The sequence below is a fragment of the Alloactinosynnema sp. L-07 genome (genome assembly GCF_900070365.1).
Lineage (GTDB): Bacteria > Actinomycetota > Actinomycetes > Mycobacteriales > Pseudonocardiaceae > Actinokineospora.
This window is the reverse complement of sequence record NZ_LN850107.1, coordinates 7,255,398-7,280,434: the sequence shown is the minus strand read 5'-3', so window position 1 is coordinate 7,280,434 and position 25,037 is coordinate 7,255,398. Positions and strand designations below refer to the sequence as shown.

25 protein-coding genes are annotated in these 25,037 nt (G+C 69.9%); 10 read left to right on the top strand and 15 right to left on the bottom strand.

What is annotated here, in order from left to right; translation table 11 throughout:
* The 8 genes from BN1701_RS33230 to BN1701_RS33195 all read left to right on the top strand — a co-directional run bounded on the left by BN1701_RS33230 (position 1) and on the right by BN1701_RS33195 (position 7,975).
* Positions 1-1,497: an FAD-binding protein gene (locus BN1701_RS33230; protein WP_054055394.1), complete on the top strand. Its 1,497-nt coding sequence runs from the start codon at positions 1-3 to the stop codon at positions 1,495-1,497.
* A gap of 79 nt (positions 1,498-1,576) precedes the next feature.
* Positions 1,577-2,047, top strand: a complete 471-nt coding sequence (locus tag BN1701_RS33225) for an SRPBCC domain-containing protein (protein ID WP_054055393.1) — start codon at positions 1,577-1,579, stop codon at positions 2,045-2,047.
* Complete coding sequence (locus tag BN1701_RS33220) at positions 2,044-2,880, top strand: alpha/beta fold hydrolase (protein ID WP_054055392.1); 837 nt, start codon at positions 2,044-2,046, stop codon at positions 2,878-2,880. The genes BN1701_RS33225 and BN1701_RS33220 overlap by 4 nt, the downstream gene beginning before the upstream one ends.
* Before the next feature lie 332 nt (positions 2,881-3,212).
* Positions 3,213-4,571, top strand: a complete 1,359-nt coding sequence (locus BN1701_RS33215; RefSeq protein ID WP_054055391.1) for an aminotransferase class V-fold PLP-dependent enzyme — start codon at positions 3,213-3,215, stop codon at positions 4,569-4,571.
* A 50-nt stretch (positions 4,572-4,621) separates the two neighbouring features.
* Positions 4,622-5,278 carry a hypothetical protein gene (locus BN1701_RS33210; protein WP_054055390.1) on the top strand — a complete coding sequence of 219 codons (657 nt, stop codon included), beginning with the start codon at positions 4,622-4,624 and terminating at the stop codon, positions 5,276-5,278.
* The gene (locus tag BN1701_RS33205; protein WP_054056339.1) at positions 5,275-5,904 is read left to right on the top strand and encodes a DUF6875 domain-containing protein; all 630 of its coding nucleotides are present in this window, start codon (positions 5,275-5,277) and stop codon (positions 5,902-5,904) included. Before BN1701_RS33210 ends, BN1701_RS33205 begins: the two co-directional genes overlap by 4 nt.
* Positions 5,905-6,131: 227 nt before the next feature.
* Positions 6,132-6,548 carry a hypothetical protein gene (locus BN1701_RS33200; RefSeq protein ID WP_172803378.1) on the top strand — a complete coding sequence of 139 codons (417 nt, stop codon included), beginning with the start codon at positions 6,132-6,134 and terminating at the stop codon, positions 6,546-6,548.
* Between the two features lie 2 nt (positions 6,549-6,550).
* A complete protein-coding gene (locus BN1701_RS33195; RefSeq protein ID WP_054055388.1) occupies positions 6,551-7,975 on the top strand; it encodes a multicopper oxidase family protein in 1,425 nt (474 codons plus the stop codon).
* Between the two features lie 35 nt (positions 7,976-8,010).
* Here the strand turns inward: BN1701_RS33195 and BN1701_RS33190 are convergent, their stop codons facing one another.
* Entirely contained in the window at positions 8,011-8,469 is a 459-nt protein-coding gene (locus tag BN1701_RS33190) for a DUF1772 domain-containing protein (RefSeq protein ID WP_172803377.1), read from the bottom strand.
* 160 nt (positions 8,470-8,629) lie between these two features.
* On the opposite strand from BN1701_RS33190, the gene BN1701_RS33185 reads away from it, so the two are divergent.
* Complete coding sequence (locus BN1701_RS33185; RefSeq protein ID WP_054055386.1) at positions 8,630-9,610, top strand: AraC family transcriptional regulator; 981 nt, start codon at positions 8,630-8,632, stop codon at positions 9,608-9,610.
* Between the two features lie 41 nt (positions 9,611-9,651).
* Here the strand turns inward: BN1701_RS33185 and BN1701_RS33180 are convergent, their stop codons facing one another.
* The 6 genes from BN1701_RS33180 to BN1701_RS33155 all read right to left on the bottom strand — a co-directional run bounded on the left by BN1701_RS33180 (position 9,652) and on the right by BN1701_RS33155 (position 15,079).
* Positions 9,652-10,497 carry a VCBS repeat-containing protein gene (locus BN1701_RS33180; protein WP_157368352.1) on the bottom strand — a complete coding sequence of 282 codons (846 nt, stop codon included), beginning with the start codon at positions 10,495-10,497 and terminating at the stop codon, positions 9,652-9,654.
* A gap of 146 nt (positions 10,498-10,643) precedes the next feature.
* Positions 10,644-11,198 (bottom strand): DUF1772 domain-containing protein, encoded by a 555-nt coding sequence (locus BN1701_RS33175; RefSeq protein ID WP_054055384.1) that lies wholly within the window; start codon positions 11,196-11,198, stop codon positions 10,644-10,646.
* Between the two features lie 28 nt (positions 11,199-11,226).
* Positions 11,227-12,009: an ABC transporter ATP-binding protein gene (locus tag BN1701_RS33170; RefSeq protein ID WP_054055383.1), complete on the bottom strand. Its 783-nt coding sequence runs from the start codon at positions 12,007-12,009 to the stop codon at positions 11,227-11,229.
* A 102-nt stretch (positions 12,010-12,111) separates the two neighbouring features.
* The gene (locus BN1701_RS33165; RefSeq protein WP_197672167.1) at positions 12,112-12,762 is read right to left on the bottom strand and encodes a hemerythrin domain-containing protein; all 651 of its coding nucleotides are present in this window, start codon (positions 12,760-12,762) and stop codon (positions 12,112-12,114) included.
* A gap of 39 nt (positions 12,763-12,801) precedes the next feature.
* The gene (locus BN1701_RS33160; protein ID WP_054056337.1) at positions 12,802-13,635 is read right to left on the bottom strand and encodes an NAD(P)H-binding protein; all 834 of its coding nucleotides are present in this window, start codon (positions 13,633-13,635) and stop codon (positions 12,802-12,804) included.
* Between the two features lie 73 nt (positions 13,636-13,708).
* Positions 13,709-15,079 (bottom strand): sigma-70 family RNA polymerase sigma factor, encoded by a 1,371-nt coding sequence (locus BN1701_RS33155; RefSeq protein ID WP_054055382.1) that lies wholly within the window; start codon positions 15,077-15,079, stop codon positions 13,709-13,711.
* A 117-nt stretch (positions 15,080-15,196) separates the two neighbouring features.
* On the opposite strand from BN1701_RS33155, the gene BN1701_RS33150 reads away from it, so the two are divergent.
* Positions 15,197-15,928, top strand: coding sequence for a CAP domain-containing protein (locus tag BN1701_RS33150; protein ID WP_054055381.1), 732 nt, complete (start codon positions 15,197-15,199; stop codon positions 15,926-15,928).
* 28 nt (positions 15,929-15,956) lie between these two features.
* Here BN1701_RS33150 and BN1701_RS33145 read toward each other — a convergent pair whose 3' ends face one another.
* The 8 genes from BN1701_RS33145 to BN1701_RS33110 all read right to left on the bottom strand — a co-directional run bounded on the left by BN1701_RS33145 (position 15,957) and on the right by BN1701_RS33110 (position 25,003).
* A complete protein-coding gene (locus BN1701_RS33145; RefSeq protein WP_054055380.1) occupies positions 15,957-17,165 on the bottom strand; it encodes an ankyrin repeat domain-containing protein in 1,209 nt (402 codons plus the stop codon).
* Between the two features lie 34 nt (positions 17,166-17,199).
* Positions 17,200-17,523 carry an STAS domain-containing protein gene (locus BN1701_RS33140; RefSeq protein WP_172803376.1) on the bottom strand — a complete coding sequence of 108 codons (324 nt, stop codon included), beginning with the start codon at positions 17,521-17,523 and terminating at the stop codon, positions 17,200-17,202.
* 603 nt (positions 17,524-18,126) lie between these two features.
* The gene (locus BN1701_RS33135) at positions 18,127-18,936 is read right to left on the bottom strand and encodes a phosphate ABC transporter ATP-binding protein (RefSeq protein ID WP_172803375.1); all 810 of its coding nucleotides are present in this window, start codon (positions 18,934-18,936) and stop codon (positions 18,127-18,129) included.
* Positions 18,937-18,952: 16 nt separating this feature from the next.
* Positions 18,953-19,861: a sortase gene (locus BN1701_RS33130; protein WP_054055378.1), complete on the bottom strand. Its 909-nt coding sequence runs from the start codon at positions 19,859-19,861 to the stop codon at positions 18,953-18,955.
* 135 nt (positions 19,862-19,996) lie between these two features.
* Positions 19,997-21,520, bottom strand: coding sequence for a hypothetical protein (locus BN1701_RS36990; protein WP_054055377.1), 1,524 nt, complete (start codon positions 21,518-21,520; stop codon positions 19,997-19,999).
* A gap of 43 nt (positions 21,521-21,563) precedes the next feature.
* Complete coding sequence (locus BN1701_RS33120; RefSeq protein ID WP_054055376.1) at positions 21,564-22,307, bottom strand: hypothetical protein; 744 nt, start codon at positions 22,305-22,307, stop codon at positions 21,564-21,566.
* Positions 22,294-23,328, bottom strand: coding sequence for a WxL protein peptidoglycan domain-containing protein (locus tag BN1701_RS33115; RefSeq protein ID WP_054056335.1), 1,035 nt, complete (start codon positions 23,326-23,328; stop codon positions 22,294-22,296). The genes BN1701_RS33120 and BN1701_RS33115 overlap by 14 nt, the downstream gene beginning before the upstream one ends.
* A 124-nt stretch (positions 23,329-23,452) precedes the next feature.
* A complete protein-coding gene (locus tag BN1701_RS33110) occupies positions 23,453-25,003 on the bottom strand; it encodes an Ig-like domain-containing protein (RefSeq protein WP_054055375.1) in 1,551 nt (516 codons plus the stop codon).
* Positions 25,004-25,037: the final 34 nt, after the last annotated feature.

Below are 25,037 nucleotides of genomic sequence, written 5' to 3'. Positions count from 1 at the left end.
ATGAGTAGTGGATTATCGCGTCGCGGCGTCCTGAAGGGCGCCGCCGCGACGACGGCCGCCACCATCGTCGGGTGGAGCGCGGCGAACTCGGCGTTCGTCACCGCCGCCCAGGCGCAGGCCCCCGGGGTCACCCCCGTCCCCGCGCTCGACGGCGTGCTGGAGACCTACAGCCCGGCGCTGGGGAACTTCAGCAAGGACTTCGGTGAGCTGATCACCGGTGCCCCGCGCGCGGTGCTGCGCCCTGGGTCGGTTCAGGACGTCAGCAAGATCATCACCTGGGCCCGGCGCAACCGGCTGACCGTGGCGATGAACGGCCAGAGCGGGCGCAGCCCCGACCTCGAGTCGCACTCCAGCTACGGCCAGGCGCTGGTGCCCGGCGGCATCGCCATCGACCAGCGCAAGTTCAACAAGATCCACTACATCTCCAACGGGCGGGCCTGGGTCGACAGCGGTGTCACCATCCGCCAGCTCACCGACGCCGCGCTCGCGCAGGGCCTGACCCCGGTCGGCACCACCGACTACCTGAACCTGTCGATCGGCGGCGTGATCAGCGTCGGCGGCATCGGCGGCCAGGTGCAGAAGCACGGCCTGTTCGCCGACACCGTGGAGGCCATCGAGATCGTCACCGGCACCGGCGACATCCTGCGGGTCTCGAAGACGACGCGGTCGGACCTGTTCGCGGCGGCTGTCGCGGGCGCGGGCCAGTTCGGCATCATCACCAAGGCGCTGATCAAGCTGGCGCCCGCGCACACCAACGCGCTGGTGATGACCCTGTTCTACGAGGACATGGCCACGTTCCACGCCGACTCGGAAAAGATCATGGTCGAGAACCGCCTGACCCACCAGTCAGGTGAGATCGTCCGCAAGCCGGACGACTCGGGCTGGCGATACAAGGTCGAGGCCGCCGTCTACTGGACCACGACCCCGCCGGACCAGGCCGCGATCCTCGCCGACCTGCGCGACACCCGCGCCGACATCCAGATCTCCGAGATGTCCTACACGGACTGGTACTTCCGGCTCGACGGGATCGAGGACTGGCTCAAGGCGAACGGCTTCTGGCAGGCGCCGAAGCCGTGGCTGAGCATCGTCCTGCCGTCCTCGACGATCCAGCAGTACATCCCGCACGTCGTGGCGGACCTGCAGCCGTCGGACATGGGTGTCGGCTTCTCCGGTCTGTACCCGTTCTACCGGTCGAAGCTGACGCACCCGTTCTTCATGCTGCCGGAGACCAGCGACGAGCGGCTGTGGCTGTTCGACCTGCTGCGCTTCCCGTTCCCGAACGACCCGAACCTGCAGCGCATGCTCGACCAGAACCGCAGGCTCTACGACCTGAGCAAGCCCATGGGCGGCAAGCGCTACACCGTGGGCGCGATCCCTGGCATGACCCCGGCCGAGTGGAAGGCGCACTTCGGCGGCCAGTACTCGCGCCTGCTCGACCTCAAGCGGCGCTACGACCCGGACCGCGTGCTCACCCCCGGGCAGCACTTCTTCGCCTGATCGCCCTTCCCCGGGAGCAGGTTCGTCGACAACGCGGTTGTTCGGCGGACCTGCTCCCGGTTCTCCCTGGAGGCTCACCATGACCGACTACGACCTGATCGACGAAGCGTTCATCAACACCTCCCCCGACGTCGTGTGGCAGGCCCTCATCGCCGAACTCGGTGGGGCGCGGCGCTGGTGGGTGCCGACCAACACCTTCGAGGCGGGCGCCATCCCCGCCGACAAGGTCGGCGCGGAGGTGCACGTCACCGTGCACACCAAGGGCGTGGACAAGGGTGGCCCGAAGCTGAAGTTCACCAGCCGCACCACCGGGGTCGTGCCCGGCCGCAGCCTCACCACCGAGTACATCGACGGCGCCTTCCGCGGCACCGGCGACTTCCTCCTCGAGGAGATCGACGGCGGCAAGCGCACCAAGCTCTCCATGCACTTCAAGGGCGCACCGCAGGGCATGCTCAAGATGCTGGCCAAGGTCAAGGACCTCGGCGAGGCGCACTCGCAGGGCACCCAGGGCGCCTTCGCCAACCTCAACGCGCTGGTGGGATCCCGGTGACCCGCAGCATCTCGACCGCGGCCGACCTGGTGGTGCGCACCGACGACGGGGCCGAGCTCGCGGTCACCGTCGAGGAACCGCGCGACGAGCGGGGCCCCACCGTGGTCCTGGTCCACGGCTGGGGCGCGGCCCGCGCCGTGTGGCACCACGTGGCGGGGCGGCTGCTCACCGCGGGCCACCGCGTCGTGCGCTACGACCACCGCGGCCACGGCGCGTCGACCGTGGGCAAGGACGGGATCACCGTCGAGCGGCTAGGCGCCGACCTCGCCGCGGTGCTCGCCCAGCTCGACATCACCGGGGCCGTGCTCGTCGGCCACTCCGGCGGCGGGTTCGCCGCGATGTCCTATGCCACCACGTATCGCACCGAGGCCCAGGCCCGCGTGCGGTCCATGGTGCTGTTGGCCACCGCGGCGCACGACCGCAAGGAGCCCGCAGGCGAAGTCAAGATGATGGGCAACCCGGTATTCCACTTCGCGCTCAACCGGGGCCCCGTCGGCCGGGCGATGCTGCGCCAGACCCTCGGCGAGAACCCGAGCGCGGCCGTGGCCGAGTCCAACCGGCGCATGTTCGCGGGCACCCCGCGCAAGGTGCGCCAGGCCTACTTCGGCTGCATGGGCGAGATGGACATGCGCGCGGACCTGACGACGGTGTCCATTCCGGCCGTGGTGATCGCGGGCTCGCGGGACAAGATGATCAGGCCGGAACTCGGCGCGGTCGTGGCCGACTCGCTGCCGGACGCGGAGTTCCGCATCGCCAAGGGCATCGGCCACATGGTGCCGCTGGAGGCTCCCGACGTGGTGGCGGCGGCCGTCACGGAGATGGCGGCCCGCTAGCCAGTCACTCTCCGACCGGTTCGTAGAATTGTTCAACAGTCCTCTTGTTGAACAATTCTACGAAGGGTCGGAGCCGCGGTCGGGCACGTGGAGCCCGGTGATCCGCAGGCAGCAGCGTCGCTGCCCCATGTTCACCCTCCGCCCCGCCACTAACCCCGGGCGGGACCGCGGGTGCAGGGCACTCCCCCCGAGTGCCTTTCGTCGTCGCCGTGCCGCGGTCCCTCCAATTTCCGCGGCACGGCGACGGCGTACGCCGCTTGCTCGGGTCGGGCACGACGAGTCGCTGGTGATCAGCGACTCGCCTGGCCACCCTGGCCGAGAGAGGAGCCGAAGTGGATCTGCGCAGCTGGCTGCCGCGGGCGGTCGACGTGGTCGAGGAGTGGGGCGCGGCGTTCGGCCCGTTCACTCCGCACCCGTCCCACCAGGTCGACGACGCCACTTTCGCCACCGCCTACGCGCGCTTCGCCAAGCGCCTGCACGACAACTACCCGTTCTTCCACCCGCGCTACGTCGGCCAGATGGTCAAGCCGCCGCACCCGGCGGCCGTGGTCGGCTACGTCACCGCGATGCTGATCAACCCGAACAACCACGCCGCCGAGGGCGGCCCCGCCACCACGGAGATGGAGCGCGAGACCGTCGCCGGGCTGGCCGACATGTTCGGCCTGCCCCGCCACGCGGGCCACCTGACCACCAGCGGCACCATCGCCAACCTCGAAGCCCTTTACGTGGCAAGGCAAGCGCACCCAGGCAAGGCCGTCGCCTACAGCGCCGAGTGCCACTACACGCATGAGCGGATGTGTCACGTGCTGGGGATCGACGGCGTGCGGCTGCCGGTCGACGACATGGGCAGAGTGGACCTCGACGCCCTGCGCGACGCGCTGGCCACCGGCCGGATCGGCACCGTCGTCGTGACCGCGGGCACCACCGGGCTCGGCGCGGTCGACCCCGTGCACGAGGTGCTGCCACTGGCCCGCCAGTTCGGCGCCCGCGTGCACGTCGATGCCGCGTACGGCGGGTTCTACGCGCTGCTCGCCGGGTCCGACCCGACCATCGACCCGCGGCCGTGGGCGGCCATCGCCGGGTGCGACTCGGTGGTCGTCGACCCGCACAAGCACGGCCTGCAGCCCTACGGCTGCGGCGCGGTCCTGTTCGCCGACCCGGCCGACGCGCGCCACTTCGGGCACGACTCGCCCTACACCTACTTCACCGACGCCGACCTGCACCTCGGTGAGATCAGCCTGGAGTGCTCGCGCGCCGGTGCCGCGGCGGCGGCCCTGTGGCTGACTACGCAGTTGCTCCCACTCACCCCGACCGGTCTCGGCTCGGTGCTGGCCGCCAGCCGCCGGGCGGCGCTGCGGTGGGCCGACCTGCTGGAGACGAGCACCGAGCTGCGCCTCTACCAGCGTCCGGACCTCGACATCGTCACCTATGCGGCGCGCTTGCCGACGCTGAGCGCCATCGATACCGCCTCCGAGCGGCTGCTGCGCGGCGGCATGTCCCGCGACGACGACCCGGTCTACGTGAGCCTGCTGCGCGTCGAAGCCGCTGCTCTGCGGCGCAGACACCCGGATGTGGCCGCCGACGCCGAGACCGCGCGGATCTGCCGCAGCGTGCTGATCAAGCCCGAGGCCGAGGACCACGTCGACCGCACACACGACCGGGTGCGCCGTCTCGTCACCGCGACCCGGTGACGCCCGATCGACCCGACCCGGCGGGCCCCACACGGAAGGAGTCACCCGAGGTGACCTTCATGGACATACCTGGCCGCGCACCGAGCCTGCCGGAGCCGCATGAGCTGCCCACCGGTGTCCGGCTGGCCACCGCGGCCGACGAGGCCGCGCTCATCACCTTGCTGAGCGCCTCGTTCCAAGAGGACCCGCTGACCAAGTGGATCCTGCCCGACCCGGTCGCCCGCCGGGCCGCGTTGCCGGGCTTCTTCGAGGTGTTCGTCGAGCTCGCCCTGACCCACGGCGGCATCCTGCTCGGCGGCGACTTCGAGACCGCGCTGCTGTTCACCTCCCCGGTCGCCACCGAGTTCGCCGACGAGCGCGCCGAGGAGATCCAGTGGCGCCTGTCGGCCGCGGTCGGCGGCGGCGGCGCCGCGTCGATGCTGCTCACCATTCTGGGCATGCAGGCCTCCCACCACCCGACCGACCGCGCCCACTACTACATCTCCTTCGCCGGGGTCCGCCCCGACCGGCAGCGACGCGGAATCCTGACCGGGATGATCGCGCCGCTGCTGCACCTCGCCGACCGGCAGGGCTACCCGATCTACACCGAGGCCAGCTCCGCGGGCGGCGCGGCGGCGGCCCTGCGCTTCGGCTTCACCCCGATCGGCAGCGTGATCACGCTGCCGAACGGACCCGCGTTGCGTCCATTGTGGAGGGACCCGCGATGACCGACCTACGAGTCTGGACCGCCGCGGAGGTGGAGCGCGGTGACCAACCCGCGCTGTCGTCGGTGCTGCGGTGGAGCCAGGACTATTTGGTCTCCCCGCACGCCGACCTCGGCCGAACCGGCCCGGTCTGCCCGTACACCCAGCCGTCGCTGCGCAAGAACCTCTTCCACCTGGCCCTCCCGACCACCGACGACCTCGCGGGTGCCGTCGCGGCCCTGCGGTCGTGGCACACCCGCCTGTCGGCGGATTTGGACGATGCCGACCGTGAGCTGCTGACCCTGCTGCTCGTCCTGCCGGACATGGACCACACGGACTCGACCGAACTGGACCTGTTGCAGCGCAAGGCGAAGGACGAGTTCGTCGCCGACGGCCTGATGATCGGCCAGTTCCACCCGACCTGCCCGGAACCGGGCCTGTGGAACCCGGACTTCCGGCCGCTGCGGTCACCGGTGCCATTGCTGGCGGTCCGCCAGATGCTGGTGTTCGACCTGCTCTTCCTGATCGACGACCTCGACCACGCCGACAGCTACCTGCGCCGCTTCGCCCCGGCGATCCCGGCCAGGGTGCGCGACCAGCTGATCACCCGCCTGGTCAACAGATCCTACTCCGAAGCCATGAGCGCATGACCACTCATCCACAGGCCCGCGCACTTGTCCACAGCCCGACCCACACCCCTCCCACCCACCACCCTCTCCCGATAGACTGGCCAAGGGCCGTCCCCCCGGGGAAGGGTGGGGGCCGCGCTCGTGAGGTTTCCGGCGGTGGCAATGGTTTGCGGGCCACCGCGATCTTGATGCCTGCCGTCATGGTGGCCGTCTCGGCGGCGTGGGTTCTGCGCGCGCATGCCGGGCCCATGCCCACCCCTGCGACCCGTGCACACGCCCTCAGCGGCGCGGGACACCATGGCGGCGGGATCACCTTGCCGCCACCGGTCATCGGCGACGCGTTGGCCAACACCGTCGGCCTGGCATTCCTCATCCTGCTTCCCGCCGCCGCGGGAATCGCCGTGACGGCGGTTCTCGTGCGGCGGGTCTTCCCGTCTTCCGGCGTCCTTCGGCACACCGCGTTCGCGGCGGCGGCCGGGGTGGTGGCAGCGGGGGTGACCGTCGCCGTGGCCGCTGTCGCGCTGGCGGGTGCGGTGTCGTTCACCGAGTCTCTGGCGGCATCGGTTTCCGTGCTGCGGAACACGTTCGTGGTCATCGTCGGCGTGTGTGCCGTCGGAGGCGTTCCCTGGCGGCAGGTGCCCGCCCGACAAGTAAAGGTGTGGTGAACATGATCAACCGTCGCAACGCGCTCACACTCGGGGCGGTGGGCGGGGTCGGGCTCGCGCTTCCGACCGAGAGCCTGATGGACTTCGCCTTCGGTCCATCATGGACAGTCGAGCCGTTCACCAGGGCGCTGCCCATCCCCCAGGTGCTGCGGCCGTCGGCCACCCGGATCGACACCGACGTCTACCGCCTGACCGTCGGCGAGGGCACCGCGGAGATAGTGCCCGGGGTCCGCACGAACGTCCTGACCTACAACGGCCAGTTCCCCGGGCCGACGATCCTCGCCCGGCAGGGCCGCACCGCCAAGGTCGTGGTCACCAACACCCTGGCGAGCGCGACGGCGGTGCACCTGCACGGCGGCAACGTGCCCGCCGACAGCGATGGCCATCCGATGCATGTCATCGAGCCCGGCCGCTCCCGCACGTACACCTACCCGAACATCCAGCGCGCGGGCACGCTCTGGTACCACGACCACGCCCACCACCTGGAGGCCGAGCAGGTCTACCGCGGCCTGTCCGGCCTCTACCTCATCGAGGACGCCCGGCCGACGCACCGGCTGCCCAGTGGGGCCCACGACATCCCGCTGCTGCTGCGCGACGCCGACATTTCCCGCGACGGTGAGTTGCAATGGGCGGTGTTCGGCCAGGCGAACCGGTCGCTGGTGCTGGTCAACGGCGCGGCCCAGCCGCGGCTGGCGGTGCGGCGGCGGCGGTATCGGCTGCGGCTGGTCAACGGCGCCAACGAGCGCACGTTCCGGCTGAAGCTGAGCAACGGCGCCGAGTTCGTGCAGGTCGGCAGCGACGGCGGGCTGCTCCCCCGGCCCGTCCGGCGAAGCGAGATCACGCTGTGGCCCGCCGAGCGGGCCGACGTGGTAGTCGAATTCAGCGGGGCGGCCGACGGTTCCCAGATCTTCCTGGAGAACATCGACGGCGAATCCGATGCGAGCAGGCGGATCCTGCGGTTCGACGTCGCCGGCGGCCCCGAGTCCGATGGGTCCTCGGTCCCCGCGACGCTGGCTCCCGCGCCCATCCCCAAGCCGCCGACCGTGACTCGCAAGGTGGAGCTGAGCTTCGACGCGCTCGCGGGCACTTTCCTCATCAACGGCAAGGCCTACGACCCCGAGCGGGTGGACTTCACCGTCAAGCGCGGCACCACCGAGTTATGGGAGATCACCAATCTCGACACCCAGTTCGAGATCCCGCATTCACTGCACCTGCACCTGATCCAGTTTCGCGTCCTGGACCGCGACGGCATCCCGGCCGCGGAGTGGGAGGCGTATCCGAAGGACACCGTGGCGGTCCCGCCGGGCACCACCGTGCGGATCCTGGCGACCTTCGACAGCCCCTACACGGGGATCTACCCGTTCCACTGCCACTTCATCGACCACTCGTCGACGGCGATGATGGCGCAGATCAAGATCGAGCCGTGAGAGTAGGGGTCCGGTCGCCGACCGGACCCCTAACTTCACGAACTGGCGGAAACGCAGAGCAGGATGAAGCCCACCGCCACGGCGAGACCGCGAAGATTGTGCCACCGGTTCCACGGCGCTTCGAACGTCTGCCGCACCTCGGCGGAGTTCTGCTGGCGCGCGACCGGCCCGGCCGCCTCAAGCCGGGCGTTCAGCGGAAAGTTGCCGCCGAAGGTGAAACCATGGGACAGCACCACGAGCACCGCCCCGATCACCGCCGCGGCGTCCACGCCGCCGCCGTTGACGAGGTCGATCACCGGGATCGCCAGTGCCGTCAGCATCGACACCAGGAACGTCAGGCCGAACAGACCGTTCCCGATCACGCGGTTGATCCGCTGCATCACGTCGATGAACACCTTGTCGTCCACCTGCTTGAGTGCGGGCATGACCCCGACCGAGAACCCCAAGAACACTCCCGCGATGAGCCCCGACGCGATCGCCGCGACCAGCACCACTACCTCGAACATCCGACACCTTCCATCGACACCGACGTTTGCCCGGACTCCGCCAAGCGCAACCTACTGGGGCCGGCGGACAAGATCGATGGGTTGAGATCACATAGACGATTCATGCGTTTTTCACCCATCTGCATGTGCATTCGTCTATACTAGCGGTATGAGCACGCTAGCGGACGACACCTTGACCGGTCTGCTGGACGGACCGAGAGCCCGCGGGGCCTTTCTGCTCCGCTCGATCCTGAACCCACCCTGGTCGATCCGCATCGAGGACCGCGCGCCGCTGTCCCTGGTCATCCCGGCCCAGGGCGACGCGTGGATCGTCCCCGACCACGGCGACCCGGTGCAGCTGCATCCCGGCGAGGTGGCGATCATGCGCGGCCCCACGCCGTACACGATCGCCGACGACCCGGCCACCGTGCCGCAGGTGATCATTTACCCCGGCCAGCGATGCGTGACCATCGACGGCGAGGACATCGGCGAGTCCCGCAGCCTCGGCGTGCGCACCTGGGGCAACAACGAGGGCTCCGCGGTCATGCTCAGCGGCACCTACCAGATGCAGCGCGAGATCGGCCAACGCCTGTTCGGCGCCCTCCCGCCGGTCCTGGTCCGCCCGATCGACGCGGGCGACAGCGCGCTGGTGGCGTTGCTGGAAGGGGAAATGCTCAAGCAGGAGCCCGGACAGGAGCTCGTGCTCGACCGCATCCTCGACCTCGTCCTGGTCAGCGTCCTGCGCGCCTGGCTCGCCTCCCCCGGCGTCGGCGCCCCCGCCTGGTACCGCGCCCAACACGACCCGGTGGTCGGCGCCGCGCTCCAGCTGGTGCACACCGAACCGGCCCACCCGTGGACCGTGGCCACCCTGGCCGCCCGCGCCGGTGTCTCCCGCGCCGCCCTCGCCCGCCGCTTCACCGCCCTGGTCGGCGAACCCCCGATGAACTACCTCACCAGCCTCCGGCTCGCCCTGGCCGCCGACCTCCTGCGCGAGTCCAACGCGACCATCGGCTCGGTGGCCAGAAAAGTCGGCTACAGCAGCTCTTTCGCGCTGAGCACCGCCTTCAAGCGAGTCCGGGGCATGTCCCCGCAGGAGTACATCCGCCAGGCCGCCACCAACCCCGGTTCCCCCATCGCCGCGGTGTCCTAAAAGGATGGTGCGGGCGTGATGGCCCGCACCATCCACTCGACCTACAGGATCTCGGTGAAGACCCCGGCCCCGTTGTTGCGGAAGTGCCGCACCGTGACCGGACCGCCGCTGGGCTGGGTGATGACGCCGACGTCAACCACCCCGTCGTAGTCGAAGTCCGCCCGGTACACCTCATACTTCGTACTCACAGTGGTCGTCGACGCGAAGACCACCGGCGTACCGCCGTTGCCGAAGTGCAGTTCGGCGCCCGCGTAGGAGTACTCGCACCGCCGGTACATCAGCATGTCCTGCCCGCCGTCGCCGTTGAAGTCGGCGAACACGTGCTGCGGCTGCGACGTCGAGTTGCAGACGCTGATCGGACCGGGCACCAGCGTGCTCGATGTCGTGTTGAGGTACGATCTGACCTGCATGGTCTGGTCGCTGGACTCCCAGATGTCCTTGCGTCCGTCGCCGTTGAAGTCGACCTGGTTGATCGTGCTCGGGAAACTCACCCCGGTCGTCTCGTACCACGGCACGAAGTTGCGCAGCACGAGGATCTGCTTGCCCGCCACCGTCCAGATGAAGTGGGTCGTCACCAACTCCACGACACCGTCGCCACCCAGGTCCACCGCCTCGCCCTTGTTCGGGCAGAACGGCGCGTACGGCGCGGGTGAGGTGAACGGGTAGACCACCGGCGCACGGAATATGCTCCCGACGATCCGGTAGGACACGGTGATCGTGCAGTCGGTGCGCGCGGATCCGGTCGACCCGAGCGTGATCCGGTCCGACCTGCCGTCGCCGTTCAGATCGCCGTAGAACGTGGTATTGCCCGCCGCCGCGGTCCCCGGAGCCACCAGGCTCAACGCGACCGCTGACAGGATCAGTAAGAGAACGCGCGTTCTTCGCATGACATCCCTCCCCTTGGCGCGACCGCGGGCCGCGGGCCGCCTGCTGGTTGATCGCGACCGGCTTCCCGGGCGTGAGGGGTGACAGGACGCGGCCGCCGGTTTCGCTCCAGGAAGCGAAACCGGCGGCCAGGGTTGTGCGTCGGGACCTACCGGGGGAGCAGGCCGTCGGCACGTTCAGCGCGGCCGTGCAGCCAGAGGGCGCGGCCGAGGCAGCCGAGTGCGAGGACGCAGGCGACCGTGCGGGCGAGGTGGGCGGAGTTCCATGGGTCCTCGAAGGCGGCGCGGACGGCGGCGAGGTCGGCGATGTTGGCCGGGGCGCCCGCGGCTTCCAGCTTCTGGTTCAGCGGGATGTTGATCCCCATGGTGATGGCCACACCCACCACGTAGAGCAGCAGCGACGCGATGATCCAGCGGGCGGCGGCACGTCTGCCCATGCGGTTCTCGATGATCGCGGCGGCGCCGGTGAAGATGAAGGAGCCGAGGAACGCCGAGCCGAAGGCGCCGTTCTCGATGGAGCGGTTGATGTTCTGCATGCTGTCGATGAACGCCTTGTCGTCGGTCTTGGCCAGACCGGGCATCACCGAGATGGCGAACGCGTAGAACACTCCCGCGACCACGCCGACGCTCGCCGTGGCCAGCCACAGCAGTGGGCCTGCCAGCTTTCCCTTGGCGCGCTGGTCGACCTCACCCGTACTCGTCATGATTCCTCCTCGTTGCGGGCCCGTCGGCTCAGGTGAGGACCGTCGACAGACTGCTCGTCGACCCCTCGGCGACCATAGACCCCTTGTGCAGGAGGCCGAAACGGTCGCACAGCCACCGAACCTCACCAAGATCACGGCACGCGTACAGCACCGCCACACCTTCGTCGCGAAGCCGGGCGAGGGTGCCCAGCACGCGCTGCTTGCTGTCGGGGTCGATGCCCGTGGTCGGCTGGTCGAGCACCAGCAGGCGCGGCCGGTGCAGCAGGGCCACGGCCAGGCTCAGTTCGCGCAGGACCCCGCCGGTGCAGCGGTCGACGCGCTCGCCCGCGCGGTCGCGCAGGCCCACCGCGGCGAGGACCTCCGCGGCCCGGTCGCGGCGCATGGCCCTGGGCAGGCCGAAGAAGCGGGCCCAGAACCGGACCGTCTCGGCGATGGTGGCCGACGGGATCATCACCACGCTCTGGGGCACATAGCTGACGGACTCGCGCAGGGAACGGCCGCCGATGTTGTCGATCGGGGTGCGCCGGACCATCACCGTGCCCGCGTCGGCGGTGAGCAGACCGCACACCATCCGCACGGTGGTGCTCTTGCCCCCACCCGCCGGGCCGACGAGGCCGTACGCCTCGCCCGCCCGCACGTCGAAGGACACGTCGTCGACCACGACCCGGTCGCCGTAGGTCGCCCGCAGGCCGCGCACCGACAGCAATGGCCCTGGTCGGACCGGTGCGGTGCGCAGGGCCGGGAGTGTGCGCTCAGCCAGGCCTATCGCTCTCGAGGTGGGTAAGTCGACGGCGGTGTTGATCGATCCCATGGCGATTCCCCTTGTGTCTAGAAGCCCTGCTCTTCCCCGCAAAGGCCCGCCCGCGCTGTGGACGCGGGCCGGTCTACGCCGCCGTCAGCGACCGTGTCGCGTTCACCACCAGCGGTACTGGCGGTGGTAGTTCCACCGCAGCACCGTGGTGCCGAGCAGTCGTACCGGCGGCGGCATCGCGGCGGCGGCCCCCGCCGCACCCGCGCTGTCGGCGCCGTCGAGCATCCAGGGGACGAGGAACTGCATGATGGGAAGCGGCGCGCTGGTGATCACGCGTTGCTCGATGGCGGAGTACTCCCGCGCCGACAGGTCGACGCAGAACGCCTTGAACACCACCGATTCCTCGGCGCGCAGGTGGTCCTGGATGATCGTGTCGAACCCGGCGGCCGCGGCCTCGACCTCGCCGCGCTGACGACCCGGCCGCAACGCGGCGGTCACCGCGTCCATCGCGTCGTCGAGCGCGGCGTGGTCGGCGTGCATCGCCTTCTCGGTCTCGGCGAAAGCCAGCACCCGCTCGCGCAGCGCGGGCCAGAGGATGTCGTCCTCGGTGTGGTGGTGCCAGTCGATGACGGCCCGGACCTGCCGCCACCAGTCGGCGACTTTGCCGACTTTGGCCTCGGTCAGCACGGGCGCCACCGAGAGGAGCCTGCGTGCGTCGCGGCGCATCGCCACGTGCATCAGGGCGAACCCATGCACGTGCTTGGGCAGCGAGTCCAATCCGTTCTCAGTGGACAGATGAGCCTGCACGATCACAGCCCTCCTCGGTGGCGTTCCAGCGGTTCGGTTGAACTGCTAGCTCACGTTCCAGACGCCCGTCGCGGCGGCGTCCTTGATGTAGTCGGCGAAGTCCTTGGCCGGGCGGCCCAACACCTTGCTGATGTCGTCGCTGGTGTGGGCGTTGCGGCCGTCGAGGACCTCCTTCATGAGGTCGGAGAAGTGCGACGGCATCCCGTATTCCGCCAGCGCCGCGGCGTAGTCCTCATGCGACATCGGCTGGTAGACGACCTCGCGGCCGAGTGCCTTGGTGAACTCGGTGGCGACCTCGGCGAAGGTGAGCAGCCGCGGGCCGGTCATCTCGTAGATCTGGCCGATGTGGGCCTCGTCGGTGAGTGCCTCGACGGCGACGTCGGCGAGGTCGTCAAGGTCGACGAACGGCTCGGCCACGTCGCCCGCGGGCAGCGCGATCTCGCCTGCGAGAACGTAGTCGAGCAGGAAGTGCTCGCTGAAGTTCTGGGCGAACCACGCGCCGCGCAGGATCGTCCAGTCGGCGCCGTTGGCGCGCACGACGTCCTCGCACCGGATGGCCTCGGCCTCGCCGCGGCCCGAGAGCACGACGAGCCGCTTGACGCCGTTCTCGACGGCGATCTTGGAGAACGCGTCGATCGACTCGTAGGCGCCGGGGAAGGTCATGTCGGGGTAGTAGCTGATGTACGCCGCCCGCGCACCGCTGAGAGCGGGCTCGTAAGTGGCCGTGTCCTCCCAGTCGAAGGGGATCGCGCCGGTCCGAGAGCCGATGCGGACCGACTCCCCGCGGTTGACGAGTCGTTCGGCGACCCTGCGGCCGGTCTTACCGGTCCCGCCGGTCACCAAGATCGGGTTCTGGTTCTCTGCCTGTGTCTCTCCCATGTACACAAGTACACCGGCCCGGCCTTAGACGAGCCATAGCCGAGAAGCTCAGGCGCATATCAGAACGTCTCACTTAGTCCTTGCCGTAGACGATCGCCCAGTAGTAGCCGCACTCGCCGCCCACAGCCCGGCCGACGCCGATGGTGTCGACCTCACAGGACAGCGCGGGCGTGTCCCCGGCCGCCAGTTCCTTGGCCAGTTCGGCGCCGGTCTCGCGGTAGGCCGCGACGTATGCGCCGCGCATGCCGCGGTAGCCGGTCGCCTTGACCCTGTCGGCCAGGGAGGTGCCGTCGGGGCTGGTCAGGCCGATGTGGCTCGCGTTCATCATGTCGGTGCTGTGCGCGCGGGCCGCGGTGGTCAGCTGCGGGATCGACCGCACCGGACCGCAGCCCTCCGCCGAGCGGCGCTGGTTCAGGGCGGTGATCAGCTTGTCCACTTCGGACGGTGGACGCGGAGTGGTCGTGGTGGTGGCGACGGTTGTGGTCGTGGGCGGCGGAACATTCGCGACGGGCGCCACGGGCGGCGGGACTGGTTCGCGCGTCGTGGTGGTGGTCGGCGGCGGCGCGACGACCGGCGGCGGTTCCTGCGGGCTCGGCACGAACCACCAGCCGACGGTCAGCGCGACGGTCAGTCCCAGCGTGACGAGACTCTTGCGGACCAGGTGGCGCGACGGGTCGGCCAGCGCCCAGGCGGCCTGGTCGACCGGGACCGACGACGTGCGCCCGGCGGCGACCAGCAGCACGCCGAAGGCGGCCAGCGGGGTGGTCAGCCTGCCCGCGAGGTCGCGGCACTCGGGGCAGCGCCGCAGGTGCCGGTCGACACTGGCGCGCTGGGCGCGCGACAGGGTGCGCGGCCGGTCGGGCACCAGCCCGGCCAACCGGGAGCAGCGGCGAGGGTTGCGGGCGAGCAACAGCAGCCGCACGGCGTGGCCGAGCGCGGAGCGGGCCCGGTGGGCGAGCACGGCGGCGTGGGAGGCGCGCACATCCAGTGCCTGGGCCAGTTCGGCGTTGGTCACCTCGTCGCGGACCGTCAGCTCCAGGATGGCCAGCTGCCGCGGTTCCAGGCTCGCCGCGGCGTCCCAAACCAGCCCGACGGCCTCGCGGGCCGCGGCGTTCTCGTGCGGCGAGTCGTCCCCGGCGACCTCCGGCAGGTCCCACAGCAGCACCGGACCGCCCCGGCGGACGTGATCGAGCGCGGCGCGGTGGGCGATGCTGAACAGCCACGGCCGGAACCGGAGGGGATCACGCAGGTCCCCCAGCAGGCGCAGGGCCCGCACGAACGCTTCTTGGACCAGGTCCTCGGCCAGGTGCGGGTCGCCGACCGTGCGCGCGACGAACCTGGTCACCGGGGTCCGATACCGGTGGTAGAGCTGCGAGAACGCGTCCTCGTCGCCTGCCAGGGTGGCATCGACGAGTTCGGCGTCGGTCGCTTCGCCTACCCGCATCCGTGTCGCCTCCGCAGAAAACTTTCGACGGCTTTCGACATCAGACCGTAATCCCTGGCGCAACCCCGACGTCCAACGGGCGTAGCCACTCCCCGAATTCCCCCAGAAGGATCAACCGTGCACTACACGCCGAAGTCGCACCGCCGCCGACGCGGCCTGCTGATCGCCGTGGGCGTCGCGGTCGCCGCCATCGCGGTCGTGGTAGCCCTGCCGACCTGGCGTGACACCGCCCAGGTCGCCATCGTCGACTCCAACTCGGGCGGCGCCAGGTCGCACGCCCAGTCGGCCACCACCCCGGCACCGGACCCGACCGGATCGGCGTCGGCGACTGTGGCCGACGCGGGCGCGGCGCCGATCGCGCCGACAACCACGACCACGACGGCGCCCCCACCGCCCCCACCCAGCACGACCACCACCAAGCCCAAGCCGACGACCACCAAGCCCAAGCCCGCGCCGGTCCCGCCGGGTGCGGACCCGGCCGAGTCCGAGGTCTTGGCGATCGTCAACACCGAACGATCGAAGGCGGGCTGCGGACCGCTGCGCTGGCACGACACGCTGGCGCTGGCCGCCCGCAAGCACAGCGCGGACATGGCCGCGAACAACTACTTCGACCACAACTCGCAGGACGGCCGCTCCCCCTTCGACCGCATCAAGGCAGAGGGATACACCAAGGGCGGCGGCGAGAACATCGCCGCCGGTCAGGCCACACCCAAGTCGGTCATGGAGTCGTGGATGAAGAGCCCAGGCCACCGCGCCAACATCCTCAACTGCGACTTCAAGGAACTGGGCGTGGGCATGGCCAAGGGCGGCAGCTACCGCATCTACTGGACCCAAGCCTTCGGCTACTAGCCCGCCTCCCCGGATTTTTCGGGGTGGGTCAGGGAAGCTGCCGGAGGTGTTCCGCCACGTCGTGGTGGCCCGCGTGCTCGGCCCACCCCTGCGGTGTCGACCCGAATTCCGTGTCCTGTCGGGTCGGGTCGGCGCCAAGGTCGAGCAGCAGCCGCACCAGCGGCAGGTCACCGGCGAACGCGGCCTGGTGCAAGGCGGTCTCGCGGACGGCTGCGTTGACGTCGAACCCTGCGTCGACGAGCAGCCGGACCGAGACCGCCTTGCCTAGTTCAGCGGCGTCCACCACCGCGGTCGGCCCGCGCTCCCGCGCCGCCCGGACGACCTCGGGCGCGGTGGCGGCCACCGCCACGCTGTCGCCGCGCATCGCCGCGGCGAAGAACTGGTCCACGTCGTCGAGGTCCACCGGCCGGGCACCCGCGGCGACCAGCAGGTCGGCGATCTCGGACTCCCCCGCCCGAACCGCCAGTTCCCAAGGCGAACGACCGTGGTGCAGCGGGTGTCCGCGGAACTCGGACTCGGGGGCGACGCGGTGGTCGAGCAGCAGGGCGACCCGATCACGCTGGCCGTGGCCCGCCGCCCAGAGAAGCACGTCGTGGATCATTTGTTCAGGGGTCGCCTGCTTGGCGCCCAGCCTGGCCTTCCACGGGCCGCCGTCGCCGCGGCCGAGACCGAACTCGAACAGCAGCCGCAGGTGGCCGTCGTCGGCGCCGAACATCCGGTTGTAGAGGGCTTGGCCGTCGTTCGGATCGGCCCCGGCGGCGAGCAGCAGCCGCGCCAGCGCCTGCTCAGCCTGGTGCCGCGGCTCGTTGACGGTGTCTTCGCCTTCGCCGAACGCGCCGGTGAGAGCCGTGAAGGGCGGGCAGAGGCCCTCCCACAGATAGCCCGCGTTCGGATCAGCGCCCGCGTCGAGCAGCAGCCGAGCCACCCCGACCGGATCGCCACCGGGCAACCGCGAGTAGGAGAGGTAGAGCAAGGGCTCCCAGCCGAACGGACCCCCCTGCTCCCGCGCGGCCTCGGGATGATCGGCCAGCCACCCACGCGCCGCGTCGACGTCCCCTAGTGCGGCGATGGTGTGCAGGTTGGCGGCGGCCAGACTCGGATCGGCGGCCAGCATCGCCCGCGCCCGATCGAGCCGATGCGGCCCATCACCGCCGTAGACCAGGCAGGCGTGCGCGAGAAACTCGTCCACGGCACTGTCGAACGCGGTGACCTGATGCGGCGAGCGCGCGAATGTCACAGGTTCATCCCCCCAACCTCGTGCGGAGAGCGCGTCACGACTCCGCCACCCGCAACAACGTGTTCATGCCCGCCGCATCCAACACCCGAGACACAGCGGGCGACGGATCCACCAACCGCAGCCACCCCCCACTCGCCTCCAACCGCCGCTGCGCCGCGATAAGCGCGTTGACCCCGGCACACCCGAAGAACTCGGCATCGGACAGGTCGATGATCAGCCCAGGCTTGCGATGCCGCTGCTCAGCGACAGCACCAAGCAGAAACCGCTCCAGAACACCCGCCGCCACGAAGTCGACCTCCCCACCGATCGCGACCAGCACAACGCCAGGCGCAGGCGGATCCTCCAACCGAAGATCCACGCACACTCCCCAGCAGCCGCAAGCCAGTCCCGGAAAGACCAGGTTACCCGCACTCCCGCCGAGTCACGACCGCAGCTGAGGCCATTGGTCTCAGGCTACCCAGGCGTGATCAAATCAACAGCCTCCCTGGACAGGATCATCTACGATCAGTACACAGTGGACTAATCTCTACAACCGCAACGCACCAACGCAAATCAGCCACCCAACCGACCGCTTTGCCCCCAGCACCCCGTCCTGGCCATCTTTAACATTCGATCGGCGGTGTCAAGGGTCGGCTTGCCGATCGCGCAGCGACGCCGCAGGCGCCCTTGACGCCGTCGATCGAATGTTAAACGCTCGGGCTAGGGGAGCGACCCCGCCCTGCCCCACGACGAGTGCACTCGTTGTACGCCAACGAGTGCACTCGTCCGGGCTTCGGAGGGCGAGCCGCTCCCTCGTCAATCAGCGTCTTATCCGGAAACAGGGATGTCAAGGGCGCCTGCGGCGTCGCTGCGCGATCAGCGAGCTGACCCTTGACATCCCTGTTTCCGGATAAGGGATTGCCAGGACGAGGGTGCAGGGGAAAGTGCAGGGACCTTCGGTCCCCACAAGCCAAAGACGCGCTTAGCCGAAGCGGCCGTGGACGTAGTCGGAGGTGCGTTCGTCCTGGGGCGAGCCGAAGATCATCTCTGTTGGGCCTGCCTCGACGATCACGCCGGGCGTGCCCTGTTCGGCCAGGAAGAACGCGCACTGCTGGGACACGCGGGCCGCTTGCTGCATGTTGTGCGTGACGATCACGATTGTCACCTCGTGTGACAGTTCCGCGATGGTCTGCTCAATGCGACGCGTCGAGGTTGGGTCCAGCGCCGAGCATGGCTCGTCCATGAGCAGCACCTTGGGGCGGACCGCCAGGGACCGTGCGATGCACAGGCGCTGCTGCTGTCCGCCGGAAAGCGCGCCACCGGGCTGGCGCAGGCGCTCGCGTACCTCGTTCCACAGACCTGCCTTGGCCAGGCAGGACTCCACCAGGTCGTCGCGCTCGGACCGTGCCACCTTGGTCCCGGTCAGCTTCAGCCCGGCGACCACGTTGTCGTAGATCGACATGGCCGGGAACGGGTTCGGCTTCTGGAACACCATCCCGATCTGCCTGCGCGCGTCGGTGAGCTTTCGCTTCGGGTCGTAGATGTCGGCCCCCGACAGCAGCACCTCCCCCGCCAAAGTCGCGCCGGGGATCAGCTCGTGCATCCGGTTGAGCGTGCGCAGGAAGGTCGACTTGCCGCAGCCCGACGGGCCGATCAGCGCGGTCACCGACCCGGCGGGCATCATCAGCGACACCCGGTCGAGCACTTTGCGCTCGCCGAACCAAGCCGAGATCGAGCGCGCGTCCAGGGCGGCGAGGTCGCCGGGGGCGGGCAGCTGTTGGGTCACAGTCATCGTCATTCTCCTTGCGTCACAACAAGTTCGGCAGCATCGCGGCGGCCTGGTCGGCCAGGGTCACGCCCAGCACGCCGAGTACGGGCAGGCCGATCACCCAGGCGTGCCAGCGGCCGACCCGCTTACGCACCCACACGATCAGCACGGCGGCCACCGCGAGCAGCAGGCTCCACAGCACAACGGGGACCAACGCGCTGTTGTCGCCGACCATGAGCCGCTCGCTGTCGGGCACCGCGAACGCGGGTACCGCGCCGGAGGTGGTCTGCACCTCGGAGGTCAGCCGCGCGTCGACGCGCATGACGTCGGTGGGCAGGAACATCGGGCCGTCGGCGGTGGCCAGCAGCAGCCTGCCCTCGTTGGCCTTGGGCGCGGGCCGCTCCTTGTCGCCAGCATGTCGCACGCCCTGCACCATGTAGCGGTGCTCGCCCTGGCCGGTGGTCACGATGATCTGGTCGCCCTGTTGCAGCCGGTCGAGCAGGCTGAACGGGCCGCCGTACGCGGCGCGGCGGCCGAGGATGACGCTGATTCCGGCCTGGCCGGGCAGCGGGGTGTTGCGCAGGTGCCCTGGCCCGGACTTGAGCGTGCGCGCCGAGGTGCCTTCGGCGACCACTTCCCGCAGACGCAGCCTGGGGATCTCGATGATGGCGACCGACGTGCCCGCGTCGAGCAGCCTGCCCTCGTCGGTCAGCGCCGAGACCGGGGCCGTCGCGTTGGCGAGTTCGACCCGGAAGTCGACCAGCGCGCGCTCTTGGTCGCGGGCGTGTTTGGCCGCGCCGATCAGCGCCAGCTGGGCGACGAAGCACAGCAGCACCGCGCCCAGGATGGCGAACATCTGCCCGGCGAACACCAGCCACGACACGCGTCTGTCATCGACGGGCGCGGGCGCGGGTTCGGCCGGGCGCACGGTCTCGTCGGTCACCGTCACCTTGTGTCCTTCCTGGTCACACCCGTATGCGCCGGGGCTGTCTGGCCCCGGCGCACACGAACGGGTTGGAACGTGCCCCTGGCCGCCGGGCCCGCGATGAGCGGAACCCGGGCGGCTTCAGGGCAACCATGTCGATCAGCTGTCGGACGAGGTGCCCACGGCCCGGCGCCTGCGCGCCGCGACGACCGCGAACGCACCCGCGCCGATCAGCACGGACCCGACCAGGACGCTGAGCCCGATCGACGCGCCGGTGCTGGCCAGGCCGCTGTCGTCGTCGGAGTCGCCGTTACCCGACGCCGCCGGGGTCGTCGTCGTGGTGGTGGTGGCGTCGGTGGTGGTGGTGCCCGAGGTCGTGGTGCCCGCCGTGGTGCTGGTGGTGGCGGTGCCCGACGTGGTCGAGGTCGGCGCGGTGGTGGTGCTGGTCTGCCCGCCGGTGATGACCTTCCAGTTCTTCGCGTCGGTGAACTTGATGTCCAGGGTGAAGATGCCGACGCTCTCGTCCTCCACACCGATGTGGCAGGACAGGACGATCGTGTAGTCGCCGACCGGCATCGCCGTCAGGTTCGCGTCCTTGGCGATGTCGAGGAAGGTGTTGCTCTGCTGCGCGGTGAACGGCGCGGTGAAGGAGATGCCCGCGTCGCTGAGGCTGACGAGCTCACGACCGTTCTCGAACGCACCCGGGCCGAACAGGTCGGCGCGGTAGTTGTCCGCGGTGTCGGGGCAGCCCGCCGAGGTGGTGTAGATCGGCGCGTCGGTGTCCAGACCGGCCTGCTTCGACGAGGTCAGCTTGCCCAGCAGCGGGATCTCACCGGGCGTCGTGGTGGTCGTCGTGCTCGAGGTCGTCGTCGTGGTGGTCGGCTCGACCGTCGTGGTGGTGGTCGTGGTCGTCGGCTCCACCGTGGTCGTGGTGGTCGTGGTGGTCGTCGTCGGCTCGACCGTCGTAGTGGTCGTCGTCGGCTCCACGGTCGTCGTCGTGGTGGTCGGCTCGACCGTCGTGGTCGTGGGGTCGACCGTGGTGGTGGTCGTGGTGGGCTCGACCGTGGTCGTGGTCGGCTCCACGGTGGTGGTGGTCGGCTCGACGGTCGTGGTCGTCGTCGGCTCCACGGTCGTCGTCGTGGTGGTCGGCTCCACCGTCGTGGTGGTCGTTGTAGTGGTGGTGGTCGCCGTGGTGGTGGTGGTCGGCTCCGCCGGGTCCTTCAGCTGCCAGTGCGTGGCGTCGGTGAAGTAGAAGTTCCGGGTGAAGGTGCCCTTGGTGACGTCGGCGAGCTGGTCCTTGCAGCTGACCATGACCGTGTAGACGCCCGCGGTGATCGTGGTGCTGTTGTCGACCGCGATGTCCTTGAAGGTCAGCGTCTGGGTGACCGGGAACGGGTCGGTCGACGAGAAGCCCACGTCGGTGACGGTGGTGCCGACCAGGCCGGTCTCCCACTTGCCCGGGCCGAACACGCGCAGGTCGTAGCCGTCGGAGTCGGCCGTGCACGGGGCCGACGTGGTGTAGGACGGCGCCTCGATGTCGAGGCCCTTGTCCTTGCTGACCGACAGGGTGCCCAGGTCGCCGACCGGCGGGGCCGCCGCGGAGCTGCCCGCGGCGATGATCACACCGGCCACGGCCGTGGTGAGGACCGCCGCGCCTGCCGCGATCAGATGGCGCTTACGCATGAAAGATTTCCTCCAATGTGGTGAGCAGCGGCCGGGTTCGGCGTCACTCTGATGCGGACTCGGAACTGGGCGCCTTGGCGCGCTTGCGGAACGACGACACGGCGAACGCCACCGCGATCAACGCGAGCACGCCGCCCGCGAGGTACAGGAACGGCTGTGTGCCGTCGCCGCTCGCGGGCGCGGGCTGCGCCGCGGCATCTGGGTCCTGTGGGGACGGCTGCGCTTCGGGCGCGGCCTGGCCTGGCTGGGTCGGCTGGCCAGGCAGCCCCGGCTGGCCGCCCTGCTGGGGCACTGACTGCTCCTCCATGCCGGGCACGGCGGGCTTGGTGTGCTGCTGCGGGCCCTTCGACTTGCCCTGCGCGACGTAGCGCGCCTGCTGCGGGAAGTCGACCGTGGCGACGAAGGAGCCGTACGCCTGCTGGGTGAACATGTCCACACAGGTCAAGGTGATGTCGTACTTGCCTTGCAGCGTGGTGTTGTTGTCCGCGGCGAAGTCCTTGAACGTGTACGCCAGGTGCACCTCGAAGCTCTCGGAGAAAGAGATGCCGACATCCGAGGTGGCGACGACGTTGACGTTGTCGAGGCCGTGGCCCTTCATCGTGGCCATGTAGCCGGTCGCCGGGCGCGGGCACCCCTTCTCGGTGGTGAGCCGCACCGGAACCGCGTCGACGCTCTCGCCGGGGGTGACGACCAGCACGCCGGGGGCCTGGGCAGCGGCATGCCCCGCCAGGCCGACGAGAGCCGTCAGCGCCAGCAGGGCAGCCGCGAAGTGCTTACGCAACCGCACTCTGCACCTCCACGACGGGCTCCGGGTCGGCCGGGCCGGGCGCGTTCTTGCGCCTGCGCTTGCGCCACCGCAGGAACAGGACCAGCAGCAGGACCACGGCGAGGAGGATGACCAGCAGCCACGGCACCGCGACGACCGTGACGCTCGCGTCGATCGCCTCGGCCTGGGGCTGCGGCCCGGGCGGGGCAACGGGGTCGATGTGCACCAGGCCGTCGAGCCAGCCCGCGGGCAGAATGCCCTTGACCGTGGTGGTGACGGCGAAAGTGTTGTTCGGCAGCAGTTCCGGCAGGTCCGGCAGGTTCTCGGCGCTGGTCCCGGAGCCCCACGGGGTCTCGACGGTGACCTTCTGCTTGCCGCCGAGGCGGACGTTGCCCGAGTTGCGGACGGTGTAGCTGATCTTCGTCTCGCCGCTGCCGAACCACCCGCCGCTGTACTGCGCGGTGAGGCCCTCGATCGACAGCCGCGGCTTCAGGTCGCCGGAGATCCGCAGATAGAACCGGGAGCCGACGCGCTGCTCGACCGCGACGCGCTGGCCGTCGCTGCCGGTGGCCTCGGTGACCAGCGCGGCGACGATGCCGCCGACGTGGTCGCCGGGCGTCGCGTCCGCCGGGATGGTGATGGTGAACGGCACGATCTTGGTGGTGCGGCCGGGAACCTCGACGGTCTCGGCGTCGACCTTGGCCCAAGCGCCGATGTCCACCGGCTTGTGCCCGGCGGCGAGCAGGTCGAAACCGCCGTCAGGGGTGTTGAAAGCGTCGCTGGCGTACACCTTGAGCGACAGCGGACCGGTGGAGATGTTCGCGACGGCGAGGTGGTCCTTGATCACCGCGCCCGGCGTCGCGCTGAAGCTGAAGTTGGGGCGGTTGTCCGGCGCTTGCGCGGTGGCGGGCCGCACGCCGAAGGTGGCGGGCCCCTTGTCCTGCGCGGGCGTGTCCTGCGCCGTGGCCACGGCCGGGAAGGCTCCCAGTGCGACGGCGGCGAGCAGGCCGGTGAGGATCGTGCGGCGCCAGATCCGCGTCATGTCGTGTCCTTTGTAGAGCATGGTCATTGTGGAGCTTGAAATCCAGGGCGTGGGGGCGGATCGGGATGCCTGGTCCCGATCCGCCCCCACTGGCGTGGTGCTAGCTGGCTATCCGAGGAACAGATCAGATAGCGGTGAGGGTCAGCCGCGCCGTGTAGGTGCCCGCCACGGTGGAGGTGGGAACCTTGAGGGCCAGGTCCGCGGTGAGGTTCGCGGTGCCGTTGCCGCCGAGGGCGGCGGCGGAGGCCAGAACACGGGCGGTGGCCAGGCCGAGGCCGTTCGGGGCGGTGGCGCCCGGAACGATGGCGTTGGCCGGGTCGACGAGGGCACCGGCGGTGATGACCTGAACCGGGGACTTGTCGACGATCTTCGGGGTCCAGCCCAGGTTGGCACCGTTGATCGAGTTGGCGCCGTTGATGAAGTCGGTCACCTGGCCCGAGACGTTCCAGCCCGGGTTACCCGCGCGGGTGTCGGTTACCTTGATCGGGTTGAGCGAACCAGCGGTGGTCAGCAGCGAGCCGTCGGCGGCCATGACCGGCGAGGGCAGGACGACGTTCTGGTTCGCGACCGAGATGGTCAGCTCACCGGCGAGAACGGTGGTGGTGATGTCCTCGTAGGTGGTGACACCGGCGAACGCGGTGATCTCCAGCGCGACGGCGGCGGACACCGACGGGTTGAAGAGGGCCGGGTTGGCCGGGATGAAGCGCACGGTGAAGCTGTGCGCGCCAACGGCGAAGTTGGCGTTGTTGACCGAGGCGGAGCCGTTGGCGACGGTGACCGGGTTGCCCAGGGCGTTGGCGCCATCGAAGAACTGCACGGTTCCTGCGGCGGTGGCCGGGGCCACGGTCGCCGCGAGGGTGACGGTGCTGTACTGCGCGGCGGTGCCGCTCGGGGTCACCGCGAGGGCGGTGGTGGTGTCGCCCGCCGGAGCCGGGTTGACCTGGTAGGCCAGCGCGGCGGAGGTCGACCCGTTGTGCGTGGCGCTGCCCAGGAACTCGGCGGTCAGCGAACGCGCGCCCACGGCCAGAGCCGAGGTGGTGAGGGTGGCGACACCGTTGTTCACGGCGACCGGGGCGCCGAGGGCGTTGGCGCCGTCACGGAACTGGACCTGGCCGGTGGTCGACGGGGAGACCGTCGCGGTCAGGGTCACCGCGGAGCCCGCGGTCACCGGGGCGGCCGGGGCGGCCGACAGGGCGGTGGTGGTGTTGACCTTGTTCGCGACGACGGTCCACGCGGTGGCGGTGGTGAAGTTGAGGTCGACGGTGAACGACCCCTTCTCCGCGGCCGCGAGCTGGTCGAGGCAGTTGACCGCGACGGTGTAGAGACCCGGCACGATGGTGGTGCTGTTGTCGACCGCGACGTCCTTGAACGACAGCGTCTGCACCACGGAGAACGCGCTGGTGGTGGAGAAGTTGACGTCGGTCACGGTGGTGGCGACGAGCCCGGGGGTGAAGGCGCCGGGACCGTAGATACGGACCTCGTAGCCGTCGGAGTCGGTCGGGCAGCCGCCGCTGGTGGTGTAGCCGGGGGCTTCGATGTCGGAGCCCGACGCCTTGCTGGCGGTCAGGTTGCCGATCTTGACGGCGGGGGCGGCGGCAGCGATGCCCGCGGCGCCGATGGTGGCGGCGGCAGCGGCGGCGAACGCGACCGCGAAGCCGACAGCCCGGCGGGCCATGGTGTTTCCTCGCACGGTTGTGCAGACCTTTCGT